At 64.7% G+C, this 11834-nt stretch carries 11 protein-coding genes; 9 read left to right on the top strand and 2 right to left on the bottom strand.

Translation table 11 applies throughout. The features are described 5' to 3' along the window. Positions 1-37 precede the first annotated feature (37 nt). Entirely contained in the window at positions 38-1402 is a 1365-nt protein-coding gene (locus tag L0U84_RS02175) for an MFS transporter (RefSeq protein WP_442793966.1), read from the bottom strand. A 282-nt stretch (positions 1403-1684) separates the two neighbouring features. On the opposite strand from L0U84_RS02175, the gene L0U84_RS02170 reads away from it, so the two are divergent. Continuing rightward, complete coding sequence (locus tag L0U84_RS02170; protein WP_233847198.1) at positions 1685-2743, top strand: LacI family DNA-binding transcriptional regulator; 1059 nt, start codon at positions 1685-1687, stop codon at positions 2741-2743. 208 nt (positions 2744-2951) lie between these two features. Continuing rightward, on the top strand, positions 2952-4502 hold the full coding sequence (locus tag L0U84_RS43960; RefSeq protein ID WP_233847196.1) for a methyl-accepting chemotaxis protein: 1551 nt from the start codon (positions 2952-2954) through the stop codon (positions 4500-4502). A gap of 8 nt (positions 4503-4510) precedes the next feature. On the opposite strand, the gene L0U84_RS02160 is transcribed toward L0U84_RS43960, so the two are convergent. Beyond that, on the bottom strand, positions 4511-5476 hold the full coding sequence (locus L0U84_RS02160) for a LysR family transcriptional regulator (RefSeq protein WP_267939412.1): 966 nt from the start codon (positions 5474-5476) through the stop codon (positions 4511-4513). Positions 5477-5616: 140 nt separating this feature from the next. Between L0U84_RS02160 and L0U84_RS02155 the strand changes: the two genes are divergently transcribed. The 7 genes from L0U84_RS02155 (at position 5617) to L0U84_RS02125 (ending at position 11830) form a co-directional block, all read left to right on the top strand. Then, the gene (locus L0U84_RS02155) at positions 5617-6480 is read left to right on the top strand and encodes an alpha/beta fold hydrolase (protein WP_233847186.1); all 864 of its coding nucleotides are present in this window, start codon (positions 5617-5619) and stop codon (positions 6478-6480) included. Then, on the top strand, positions 6477-7091 hold the full coding sequence (locus tag L0U84_RS02150; RefSeq protein WP_233847177.1) for a DUF4286 family protein: 615 nt from the start codon (positions 6477-6479) through the stop codon (positions 7089-7091). Before L0U84_RS02155 ends, L0U84_RS02150 begins: the two co-directional genes overlap by 4 nt. 79 nt (positions 7092-7170) lie before the next feature. Next, on the top strand, positions 7171-8478 hold the full coding sequence (locus tag L0U84_RS02145; RefSeq protein WP_233847175.1) for a cation:dicarboxylate symporter family transporter: 1308 nt from the start codon (positions 7171-7173) through the stop codon (positions 8476-8478). A gap of 49 nt (positions 8479-8527) precedes the next feature. Next, on the top strand, positions 8528-9079 hold the full coding sequence (locus tag L0U84_RS02140; protein ID WP_233847173.1) for a carboxymuconolactone decarboxylase family protein: 552 nt from the start codon (positions 8528-8530) through the stop codon (positions 9077-9079). Between the two features lie 5 nt (positions 9080-9084). Further along, on the top strand, positions 9085-10014 hold the full coding sequence (locus tag L0U84_RS02135; RefSeq protein WP_233847153.1) for an alpha/beta fold hydrolase: 930 nt from the start codon (positions 9085-9087) through the stop codon (positions 10012-10014). 125 nt (positions 10015-10139) lie between these two features. After that, positions 10140-10940 carry an SDR family NAD(P)-dependent oxidoreductase gene (locus L0U84_RS02130; protein WP_233847151.1) on the top strand — a complete coding sequence of 267 codons (801 nt, stop codon included), beginning with the start codon at positions 10140-10142 and terminating at the stop codon, positions 10938-10940. 11 nt (positions 10941-10951) lie between these two features. Further along, complete coding sequence (locus L0U84_RS02125) at positions 10952-11830, top strand: amidohydrolase family protein (RefSeq protein WP_233847149.1); 879 nt, start codon at positions 10952-10954, stop codon at positions 11828-11830. Positions 11831-11834: the final 4 nt, after the last annotated feature.

Genomic DNA, 11834 nt, shown 5'->3' with positions numbered 1-11834 from the left:
AGGGGTTGTCCTTTGCGATAGAGCTTGAGGCGCGGCTTCAGCTGCCGCGGCTTGGATTCAGGGCGACCGCCGGCGTATCGTCAACCGCGGTCTCATCGAACGCGGGGTCTTCGATACGCTTGAGCTTGCCGACAATGAACAGATACGAGAAGGCGCCGAGCAGTGACACTGCCGCGATATAGGTCAGTGCGACCTCGAACGAACCGGTGCGTTTGATCATCCAGCCGATCGCAAGCGGAGTGACGATGCTCGCGACGTTGCCGCAGAAGTTGAAGACGCCGCCGCTAATGCCCATCGCGCGCTTCGGCGAAACGTCGCCGACGATGCACCATCCAAGATTGCCCACGCCTTTGGCGAAGAAAGCGACTGAGATCACGAGAATCACGATCGTCGTCGAGTGAACATAGTTCGCGGCGACGATCGTGCTGGAGAGCACCAGACCGCTGATGATCGGCGTCTTGCGCGCGGCCGTGAGACTGAAGCCGCGCTTGAGCATCCAGTCGGACCACGCACCGCCGACGAGACCACCCACGCATCCCGCGACAGCGGGAATCGCCGCCGCGATACCGACCTTCAGAATCGACATGCCCTTCGCTTCGATCAGGTACGTCGGGAACCAGGTGAGGAAGAACCATGTGATCGACGTCAGACAGAACTGCCCGATGTAGATGCCGATCATCATCCGGTTGGCGGCAATCGCGCCGACGTCGCGCCATTTGAACGGTTGCGGACTATCGCCCATCGCCGGAAGGCCACCCCCGGATGCGATGTAGTCGAGTTCCGCCGCGTTGACACGATGGTCATGCTGGGGCTCCCGGACGAACCTGAGCCACCAGAACCCAAGCAGCACACCAACCGCGCCGGTCGTGAAGAATACGTAGTGCCAACCCCACCGGCTGACCGTGTAGGTCATCACCGGCGTAAATACCGCCAGCGCGAAGTATTGCGCCAGCTGAAAAATCGACGTCGCGAGTCCACGCTCCGCGCTTGGAAACCACATGACCGTGAGGCGGCTGTTACATGGAAAGGCAGGCGACTCGGCCACCCCCATCAGAAAGCGCAGCGCGAACAGTCCAACGAACGCGGACCCGAACAGGTGGACGTAGCCCTGCATGAAGGTCAGCACGGACCAGACGATCAGGCTCAGCCCGAGCACGATGCGAGCACCGAACCGATCCAGGATCAGCCCGCCTGGAATCTGCATGCCGGTGTACGCCCAACCGAACGCTGAAAACGCGATGCCCATCGTGAGTGCGTCGAAGCCGAGTTCGTGACGCATGCTGGGCGCTGCGATCGACAGCGTCGCCCGATCGACATAGTTGAATACTGTGACGATGAAGATCATCGCGAGGATGAGCCATCGGACATTCGTTCGTCTGACGGGAAGTCGTTGTGCTGCCACATCCGTCTCCTCTGGATTGTTTGAGCGGGCTCGCCGCCGGTAGATCGGTCCCCGTCCGAAGGGCGGCGAGCAATGAGTCCATCATACAATGATTGCGCAATCATTCAAGCAGAAATGATTGCGCAATCACCATCGTTTACACCTATCTCAAGGGCGTGCGGCGTACGATCTGTTGCCGCGGCGTTTATGGTTTAATCCGCGGGAACACACGACGCACGACCGTTCTGATGACGCGCAAGCGGCGCGGGGACGTGGCTGAACGAAGGATGACAGGCAAGCGAGATGGCGAAGAAAGGTGTATCTCCCGGGGCGATAAGCGCCGGTTTGGGCGAAAGCGTGACGCTGATCGACGTCGCGCGCGTGGCGGGCGTGGCGCCAATGACGGTGTCGCGTGCGCTGAATCGCCCTGAGCTTGTCAGGAGCGATACCCAGAAGAAGGTGCTCGACGCTGTTCGTGCCACGGGCTACGTGCCGAACATGCTGGCCGGCAGCCTGGCCAGCAACCGGAGCCGGCTGGTCGCCGTGCTTTTGCCGACGATCGCCAACTCGATCTTTGCGGACACCGTCCAGGCGCTGATGGATTGCCTGACCTTATCTGGCTATCAAACGCTTCTTGGCCTGACCGCCTATTCGAGCGCAAAGGAGGAGGCTCTCGTCGAAGCGCTTCTTGGCCGGCGGCCCGACGGCATCGTGCTCGCGGGCACGAGCCACACGGAAGCGACGGTGGAGCGGCTGACGAAAGCCAGTATCCCCGTCGTCGAGATCTGGGATCTGACCGACAAGCCGATCGATATGGTGATCGGGTTCTCGCATGAAAAGGTCGGCGCAACTGTCGCGCAGCACCTTGCGGACAAAGGCTATCGGAAATTCGGCATCATTTCCGTCGACGACCCACGCGGTCTGCGCCGCTGCGAAAGCCTCAGGAGCGAGTTGAGCAGACTCGGTCTTGCCGAACCGCAATACGAGGTGCTTCCCGCGCCAGCAACTCTGCAGGCTGGCCGCGAAGGGCTCGGCCGCATGCTCGCATCGTCAGCGCCTGAAATCGTGGTTTGCAGTTCGGATACCCTGGCGCAAGGCGTCCTCGCCGAAGCAGCGAGCCGGAGCCTGAAGGTCCCTCGCGATATCGCCGTGATGGGCTTCGGCGATCTGAGTACGGCGGCGCACGTCTACCCGGCCCTGTCCACCGTTCACATCGACGGCACAGCAATCGGCACGAAAACGGCGGAAGCATTGCTGGCCCGCTTCGCCGCTGACGGGCAGGCGGAACAGACGCGATCGAAGGTCTGTATCGACACGGGCTTCACTATAGTCGACCGGCAAAGTACCCGAGTCAGATCTTGATTTGCCCGGCATGTTGACCCGCGTCGCCAGGTAGGAGTGGGGTGCGCACCAGGCTAGCCCCCGCACCTCTCCCCCTCTATCTCCCTTCCTTCGAAAGCCCCCGCATTCGATCCCGCCCTTCATATTTGCAAACGTTTGCCGTAAACCCTAACGACCCCGCGCGCTATCCCGGTGCGCCGCTTACCCGTTCCGTTGTTTCGAGGCATCCATGTTTTCGAACCTCACGATTCGCACTCGTCTGGCCCTCGCGATGGGCTTTCTCGGCTTGTTGATGGCGATCGGCGCCGCGCTCGGCGTCATCGGTATTGCGTTGAGCAACGCGGATCAGAAGGAGCTTTACAGCAACGACCTCGCATCGGCGAGCGCGCTCAGCAAGTTCGACTTCTTCTATGCGCGCGGCCGGCTCGTGCTCGACCGAATCGCGGCCCAGCCCGATCGTGCGGACATCGCGAGTCTGGAACAGCATGCGCGCGAGCAGTTCGCTATCGGCGACAAGGCCTGGCAGGCTTATCGCGCGCTGCCTTCTGATGGGCAGGAGCGGCAACTCACCGACGCGCTCGAGGCCAAACGCGTCCAGGCGATCAACGGCCCGGTTGCGCAGGCGTTCGCCGCGATCGAACGGCGCGACACCACGCAGCTCGCCGAGCTGATCTCGAACAGGATGACGGACCCGTTCAATGAAATCACGGACCGTTCCGCGAAGCTCGAGAAGTTTCAGGAGGACAGCGCGCGCGGCCGCTACGAGGCGGCGCAGGACCGCTTCCACGCGATTCTCGCGATTGCCGGGGTAGGCCTTCTGCTCGGATTGTCGATGGCCGCGTTCGCATGGCATGCGCTGCGCAAGTCGATCGCCGGTCCGCTCGAAGAAGCCACCGGGCACTTCCGCGCGATCGCCAATGGCGATCTGAGCCGGCGCATCGACGTGCGTTCGCGCGACGAAATGGGCCGCATGATGGAAGACCTGCGCATGATGCAGACGCGCCTCAGGCAGGCGATGCTGTCGGTACGCGACGGCACGCAGTCGATTTCCACGGCGACCGCGCAGATCTCGGCGGGCAACACCGATCTGTCGCAACGCACCGAAGAACAGGCCGCGTCGCTCGAGGAAACCGCGTCGAGCATGGCGGAACTGACCTCGACGGTGCGCCAGAATGCCGACAACGCGCGTCAGGCGAGCGAGCTTGCGCGCGCCGCGGTCGGCGTCACCACCGAAGGCAGCGACGTCGTCTCGCGGGTCGTGATGACGATGGGCGAGATCGATGCAAGCTCGAAGCAGATCGCCGAAATCATCGGGGTGATCGAGGGCATCGCTTTCCAGACCAACATCCTCGCGTTGAACGCCGCCGTCGAAGCGGCGCGCGCCGGCGAACAGGGCCGCGGCTTCGCGGTGGTGGCGGGCGAAGTGCGCACGCTGGCGCAACGCAGCGCGTCGGCGGCGAAGGAAATCAAGACGCTGATCGGCGAATCGGTGGACCGGGTCGGCAACGGCACCGAGCTCGTCGGCCGGGCCGGCAAGACCATGACGCAGATCAACGACGCGGTGCGCCGCGTGACCGACCTGATGGCCGAGATCGCGGCCGCCTCGGAAGAACAGAGCGACGGCATCGAGCAGGTCAACCGCACCGTCTCGCAGATGGACGAAGTCACGCAGCGCAACGCGGCGCTCGTCGAGCAGGCGGCGGCCGCGGCGGCGTCGCTGGAAGAGCAGGCCACGCGCATGAGCGAGGTGGTGGGGGTGTTTCAGTTGCCGGCGCAGTGAGTCGGTCGTTATTCGTCCGGCGTCGTGCGCGTCGCGGTGAGCTCGCTATCGCCGAGCCACGTGACGTAGCCCTTCCATGCTCCGTTGATCACGAGGTCGCGCAGGTTGTCCCGCACCACGTCGGCCATCGTGCGGATGAGCCGCGACGCGCGCTGTTCACGCAGTGTCGCGAGCGACACGACTGAGCGGATCGACGGCCGCTCTATCGGCAGCGCCCGCAGATCGCCGCGCTCCACTTCTTCCTGAATCGCCGTGTAGGTCAGCAGCGAGTAGCCGAGGCCGCGATTCACGAGCGCCTTGGTCAACGTGACGCTGTCCACTTCGAGCATGACGCGCAGATGCACGCCATGCTGCACGGCCGCCTGTTCGAGCACGCGCCGGTTCGCATGCGGAAAGCCCGGCACGATCAGCGGCAATTCGGCGAGATCGCGAATCCGCAGCGGCTCGCCGCCGCGTCGTTCGATCACGGTATCGTCGGGTGGACCGACGATCACCATCGCTTCGCTGCATAGCGGCAGCACGTCGAATGCTTCGAGCGCGGGCTGGTTGTAGACGATCGCGAGATCGACGCGCCGGTCGAGCAGCCATTCCTGCAGCGAACTACTGAGCCCTTCGCGGATGTGCAGCCCGACCGCGGGCCAGCGCTCGCGAAACGCTTCGACGATCGGCGCCGACACGCGCACCCCCACCGCGGGCGGCAATCCGAGCGCGATATGCCCACTCAGACGATCGGTCGACGCGCGCACATGCTCACCCGTCTGCGCGACGAAGTTGATGATCATCTCCGCGCGTTCGAGCAACTGCGCGCCGCCGCTCGTCAGACGCACGCCCCGCCCGTGGCGCACGAACAGCGCGGTGCCGAGTTCTTCTTCGAGCTTGGCGATCTGCCGGCTCAGCGCCGGCTGCGCGACGTACAACTCCGCGGCCGCGCGGCTGAAGCTCCCCACTCGCGCGATATGCACGAACGAGCGCAATTCCTTGATTTCGATGGTCGTCTCCCGTGGCGCCGCGCGCCCCGCAGCTATGCTTTTGGAGCATAGCTTTCCATCGAAAAAAGGTTTTTGTCAATAGCTCACGCTCCGGGCACAGTACTAAGAAACGGAGACAGCCTTTCATGAACACGCTTTCAGAGCCTCTTGCCCCGCTCGCATCGAAGGATAGCGAACCGGCATGGATCGACGCCTCGGGCATCAGCCTGCGCTATGTGCTCGCGGGAGCGGTAGGATCGGAGGCTGCCGGCACGGTGGTGCTGATTCATGAACTGGGCGGAAGCATTGCGAGTTGGGACGCCGTCGTGTCCACGTTGAGCGCATCACGTCGCGTACTTCGCTACGATCAGCGCGGACACGGCGATTCCGAAAAGATCCGCGCGCCGTTTTCGCTCGACGATCAGGTCGACGATCTGCGCACGCTGCTCGATGAACTGTCGCTAAACGAACCGTGCTGGTTCGTCGCCGCCGCCGCGGGCGCGGCGATCGCGGTGGCGTTCGCGGCGCGCTATCCGGCGCGCGTCGCCGGCATCGTGATGTGCGCGCCGGCGCTCGATGTCGATCCGTCGCGCCGCGGCTATCTGCGCGAGCGCGCGCAGCGGGCGAGAACGAACGGCATGCGCGCGATCATCGACAGCACGCTCGAGCAGTCGTGGCCACCCGTGTTGCGCCACGGTCCGGATGCGCTCGGCGCCTATCGTGCCTATCGCGCGCGGCTGCTCGCCAACGATCCCGTCTGCTACGCGCTGGCGAACGATGCGCTCAGCGACATCGATCTGCGCGCCCGGTTGCCGGCCTTGCGCTGTCCGTGCCTGCTGCTCGCCGGTGAGCACGATCTGCAGCGCCCGCCCCCGCGAGTCGCCGCGCAAGCCGCGCTGGTTGCCGGCAGCCGGTTCGAAACCGTCCCGGCCGGTCATCTGATGGCCGTGCAAACGCCCACGCAGGTACTCGACAGGATTGCCGCGTTTATCGATGGAGAGAACCGATGAGCCACCCCGCTCGACCCGCATTGCTGATGGTGTCGATGGAGCCGCCCGCCTCGCTCGAAGAGGAGTTCAACGACTGGTACGACACCGAGCATTTTCCGCAGCGCCTCGCGCTGCCGGGATTCGTGTCGGCGTCGCGCTGGACCTGCGTGGACGGCTGGCCGCGCTGGATGGCGCTGTACGACCTGAGCTCACTCGATGCGCTCGATAGCGACGCGTACCGCGGCGTGTCGGGCGCGCATTCGACGCCGTGGAGCCGACGTCTGCTGCCGCGCACGGTGGGCCGCTCGCGCGTGGCGGCCGTCGCGCTCGACGGCCAAGCTCCAGCACAACACGATTCGCACGCGGTCAGCCGCCTGCTTGCGTTGAGTGTACCGCTCGGGGCCGGCGCGGCATCGGCGGAATCGATCGTCGACGCGGTGCGTGAAGCGCTTGCCGCGCGCGAGGATCTGTTGCAGCTACGCGGCTTCGTCGAGGATGGCGAAACCGTGTGGATTCTTGCCGCGTTCGACTCGCCGGCGACTTCGACACTCGCCGCGGAGATCGGCCGCCCGTGCGGATGCGGCATCAGGACTTTCAATGTTTATGTGCCGTATCGGCGCAGCAGCTACTGACGGCATGACACGCAACGGCCGCAAATGAGCCGTTGCGTCAGACGGTAGCGAAGAACAGAAACAGATAACGGAGACAGGAATGGCACAACTCAGAAAGCTGCATGTGCAAGTGCTGCTTGCGCTGATGCTCGCGGTGCTGGTCGGCATCGTCGCACCGGCCACCGCGATCGCGATGAAACCGCTCGGCGACGCCTTCATCGGCCTGCTGCGCATGCTGCTCGCGCCGATCGTGTTTTGCACCGTCGTGCACGGCATGTCGCACGTGCAGGACATGCGCAAGCTCGGCCGGCTCGGCGCGAAGACGCTGATCTACTTCGAGGTGGTCAGCACGCTCGCGCTATTCGTGGGCCTCGTGCTTGTCAACGTGTTCAAGCCTGGTGTCGGCATGCATGCGATGCACCTCGAAAGCGGCGGCAAGATCGCGCAGTTCGCGGAATCGGCCGCGCATATGTCGGTCGCCGATTTTCTGCTCGGCATCGTGCCGACCACGCTCGTCGGCGCGTTCGCGACCGGCAACATCCTGCAGGTGCTGTTCATCGCGATCCTGGCCGGCATCGCGCTGAACCTGTCGGTCGGCCGCGATTCGATTCTGCTGCGCGGCGTCGGCGAGGCGCAGCGCGTGCTGTTCACGATTCTCGGCTTCATCATGCGCCTCGCGCCGCTCGGCGCATTCGGCGCGATGGCCGCCGCGGTGGGCAGCTACGGCGGCGCCACGCTGCTGTATCTGATGAAGCTCGTGCTGCTCTACTGGGCCGGCTCGATCGGCTTCGTGCTGATCGTGTTCGGCGGCATCACCGCGTCGTGTGGCGTGTCGATCTTCGCCGTGCTACGCCTGATTCGCGAGGAACTGCTGCTGGTGTTCGGCACCGCCTCGGGCGAAGTCGCGTTTCCGCGTCTCGTGCAGAAGCTGCAGCAGGCGGGCTGCGATGAAATGGTGGTCGGCTTCGTGCTGCCGGCCGGCTACAGCTTCAATCTCGACGGCACCGGCATCTATATGGCGATGTCGGTCGGCTTCATCGCGCAGGCAACCGATACGCCGTTCTCGATCGCCCAGCAGATCGCGCTGCTCGGTGTGCTGATGTTGACCTCGAAGGGCGGCACGACCGTCGCGGGCGGCGCGTTCATCAAGCTCGCCGCGACGATGGAATCGCTGCGCGTGCTGCCGTTGGGCGGGCTCGGGCTGCTGTTCGGGATCGACCGTCTGATGGCAACCGCCACCGCGCTCACCAACATGATCGGCAATACGGTCGCCGTGATCGCGTTGGCGAAATGGGAACACGCGTTCGACGCCGACGCCTTTCGCGCGTGGCACGGAGCGCATCGCGCACCAGACAATCACGAGACGCGTGCGGCGGCGCTCGCGTCGAATCAGTCATCCGCGAAATAGCGGCTCCACCCGCTCACTACATGCATCTCATGCTCAACGAGGAACTTCGATGAAACGCATCGCCGATCTCGATCCCGATCAGATGACCCCGGCGCAGCGCAGCGTCTTCGACGCGATCGCTAGCGGTCCACGCAAGGGCGTACGCGGTCCGCTCGCCGTCTGGCTGCATCGCCCGGAACTGGCGCAGCACGCGCAGGCTCTCGGCCGCTATTGCCGCTATGAAACGACGCTGCCGCCGCGCCTGTCGGAACTGGCGATTCTGACGCTCGCCCGCGTCTGGGGTTCGGAATACGAATGGTATGCGCACAAGCCGATCGCGCTGGAGGCTGGCGTGAGCCCCGAGGTCGTCGAAGCGATCCGCACGCACGCGCAGCCGGTTTTCGCGCAGCCCGACGAAGCCGTGATCCATGCATTCCTGACCGAACTGCATCGCGATCGCAAGGTCTCCGCTGCGCGCTATGCCGAAGCCGTCGAACGGCTCGGCGAAGCGGGCGTGATCGATCTCGTCGGACTGGCCGGCTACTACACGTTGATCTCGATGACGATCAACGTCTTTCAGGTGGCACAGCCCGCGGGCGTGCCGAACGAACTCGGAGAATGAGCTACATGAGCAAAACGACTCGACAGCAAGGTGGCCATCGTGACGGGCGCGGGCTGCGGCGGGCAAGATGTCGTCTCGCTGCAGTTCTCCTCACAGTGTCTGTGAGCTGTTTCGCGGCGACGGGCTCAGCTCACGTCACCGACGAAGTCGTCAAACACGGCAACGTCCAGATCGAAGTGCTGAGCCAAGGCAAGGGGCCGACCATCGTCATTCTCCCGTCGTTGGGACGTTCGGTGCGCGACTATGACCAGGTCGCTCAGTACCTCGTGGCCGATGGCTTCCGCGTGCTGCGCCCCGAACCGCGCGGGGTTGGCAAGAGCCAGGGCCCGATGGAAAACCTGAGCGTCCACGACTTTGCGGCTGACGTGGCGATGGTAATCGACCAAAAGCATGCCGGCCCTGTTGTCGTCATCGGACATGCCTGGGGCAACTTCGCCGCGCGTCAACTGGCAGCGGATCGTCCCGACCTTGTAAAGGGTGTCGTTATAGCGGCCGGGTCGGCAGGTAAGGTTCCTCCGGGTATCACCGAGAAGCCCATCAGCGCGGAGATGCGCGAAGCGATCGACGGCGCGGGAGACCTCGAGCTTCCGCAAGCACAACGGCTTCAGTACCTGAAGAAGGCGTTTTTCGCGCCCGGAAACGACCCTCGCGTGTGGCTGGGCGGCTGGTATCCGGAGACCCATGAGGCGGAGGGGCATGCTCGTAACACCACACCGGTCGACGACTACTTCGCCGCCGGTACAGCACCGATTCTCGACCTGCAGGGCGAGGACGATGCGGTGGCTCCTCGGCGGTTCTCGCAAGTGCTCAAGAACATGCTTGGTGACCGCGTGACGGTGATCGTGTTGCCGAACGCGGGGCACGCGATGGCGCCCGAACAGCCCAAGGCTATGGCCGACGCAATTTCTACGTTCGCGAAGCGGGTAAGCCAATAACCCGCAGCGGGCGTGATCGATCTCGTCGGACTGACCGGCTACTACACGTTGATCTCGATGACGATCAACATCTTTCAGATGGCGCAGCCCGCGGGCGTGCCGAACGAACTCGGAGAATGAATTACATGAGCAAACGACTCGACAAAAAGGTGGCCATCGTCACCGGTGCGGGTTGCATCGGGCCCGGCTGGGGCAACGGGCGCGCGGTGGCGGTGCGCTTTGCCGAGGAAGGCGCGAAGATCTACGCGGTCGACCGCGATCTCGACGCGATGCAGGAAACGCTGGAGCGCGTGCGCGCGGTCGGCGGTGAAGTGACGGCCGCGGCATGCGACGTGACCGATAGCGCAGCGGTGGCGCGCATGGTCGAAGGCTGCATGAAGACCTATGGGCGCGTGGACATCCTCGTCAACAACGTCGGCGGCTCGGCGGCCGGCGGCCCGGTCGCGCTCGACGAAGACAAATGGGACGCGCAGATCGCGCTGAATCTGAAAAGCGTGTACCTGACCTGCAAGCATGTGTTGCCCGTGATGGAAGCCCAGGGCAAGGGCGCGATCGTCAATACCGCGTCGACCTCGGGGATTCGCTGGACCGGTGCCGCGCAGGTCGCGTATGCGGCGTCGAAGGCCGGCGTGATCCAGCTGTCGCGCGTCGTCGCGGTCGAGTATGCGAGCAAGGGGATTCGCGTGAACACCGTGGTGCCGGGCCAATTGCATACGCCGATGGTCGAGGCGCGGCTCGCCGGCCAGCGCGCCGGCGGCGACGTCGATGCGCTGCTCAAGCAGCGTCTCGCGCGCATTCCGCTCGGCTTCATGGGCGATGGCCGCGATACCGCGAACGCGGCGTTGTACCTCGCATCGGATGAAGCGCGCTTCGTGACCGGCACCGAGGTAATCGTCGACGGCGGCATGACCGTGCGCTGCGGTTGAGGAGTGCATCGATGACCCAGCCTCTGAAGACTTCCGACGCGCAGCTCGCGGATCCGCGCACACCGTTGCTGCAATTGCCACCCGGCAGTTGCGACTCGCACTGTCACATCTACGGACCGTTCGACCGTTATCCGCTACCCGACGAGCGCAGCTTCAACCCCGCGCTCGCACCCGAAACCGCGTTGCGCCCATGGCACGAGCGCTTCGGCTTCAGCCGCGCGGTGATCGTGCAAAGCCAGGGGCACGGCTTCGATCATCGGCCGCTGCTCGACGCGCTGCGTGATGGCTCGGGCCGTTATCGCGGCGTCGCGCTGGTGCGGCCGACCGACCCCGACTCGCAGATCGCTGAATTCGCCGCCGCCGGCGTGTGCGGCGCACGCTTTCACTTCCTCGCGCATCTGGGCGGGCGCACCGATCTCGACGTGATCCGCAACATCGCGGCGAAGATCCGGCCGTTCGGCTGGCACGTCGCGATCCACGTGGCCGGCAACGATATCGTCGAGTACGCGCCGTTCATCCTATCGCTCGACATGCCCGTCGTGATCGACCACATGGCGCGCCTCGACATCGGCGACGGTCCCGACGGCGCGGCGGTGAACGCTCTGCGCCGTCTGATGGACAGCGGGCGCGTGTGGGTGAAGCTCAGCGCCGCCGACCGTCTGTCGAAGACCGGCACGCCGTTTCACGACGTGCTGCCGGTCGCGCGCAGTCTCGCCGCGCATGCGCCGCAACGCGTGCTGTGGGGCAGCGACTGGCCGCACGTCAACCTGCACGGCCCGATGCCCGACGACGGCGATCTCACCGACCTGATCGCGCAGATCGTGCCGGACGAGCAACGACGTCGCTTGCTGCTGGTCGACAACCCCGTCGAGTTCTTTGGCTTCGAGTAAATCC

This window comes from Paraburkholderia sp. HD33-4 (assembly GCF_021390635.1).
Lineage (GTDB): Bacteria > Pseudomonadota > Gammaproteobacteria > Burkholderiales > Burkholderiaceae > Paraburkholderia.
Note: the sequence above shows the minus strand (reverse complement) of the source record. Positions and strands in the feature narration are given on the sequence as shown.

What these genes read in the sequence shown, in the direction of transcription:
- L0U84_RS02170 (WP_233847198.1), top strand. Translation starts at nt 1,685, where the DNA reads ATGGCGAAGAAAGGTGTATCTCCCGGGGCGATAAGCGCCGGTTTGGGC.
- L0U84_RS43960 (WP_233847196.1), top strand. Translation starts at nt 2,952, where the DNA reads ATGTTTTCGAACCTCACGATTCGCACTCGTCTGGCCCTCGCGATGGGC.
- L0U84_RS02155 (WP_233847186.1), top strand. Translation starts at nt 5,617, where the DNA reads ATGAACACGCTTTCAGAGCCTCTTGCCCCGCTCGCATCGAAGGATAGC.
- L0U84_RS02150 (WP_233847177.1), top strand. Translation starts at nt 6,477, where the DNA reads ATGAGCCACCCCGCTCGACCCGCATTGCTGATGGTGTCGATGGAGCCG.
- L0U84_RS02145 (WP_233847175.1), top strand. Translation starts at nt 7,171, where the DNA reads ATGGCACAACTCAGAAAGCTGCATGTGCAAGTGCTGCTTGCGCTGATG.
- L0U84_RS02140 (WP_233847173.1), top strand. Translation starts at nt 8,528, where the DNA reads ATGAAACGCATCGCCGATCTCGATCCCGATCAGATGACCCCGGCGCAG.
- L0U84_RS02135 (WP_233847153.1), top strand. Translation starts at nt 9,085, where the DNA reads ATGAGCAAAACGACTCGACAGCAAGGTGGCCATCGTGACGGGCGCGGG.
- L0U84_RS02130 (WP_233847151.1), top strand. Translation starts at nt 10,140, where the DNA reads ATGAGCAAACGACTCGACAAAAAGGTGGCCATCGTCACCGGTGCGGGT.
- L0U84_RS02125 (WP_233847149.1), top strand. Translation starts at nt 10,952, where the DNA reads ATGACCCAGCCTCTGAAGACTTCCGACGCGCAGCTCGCGGATCCGCGC.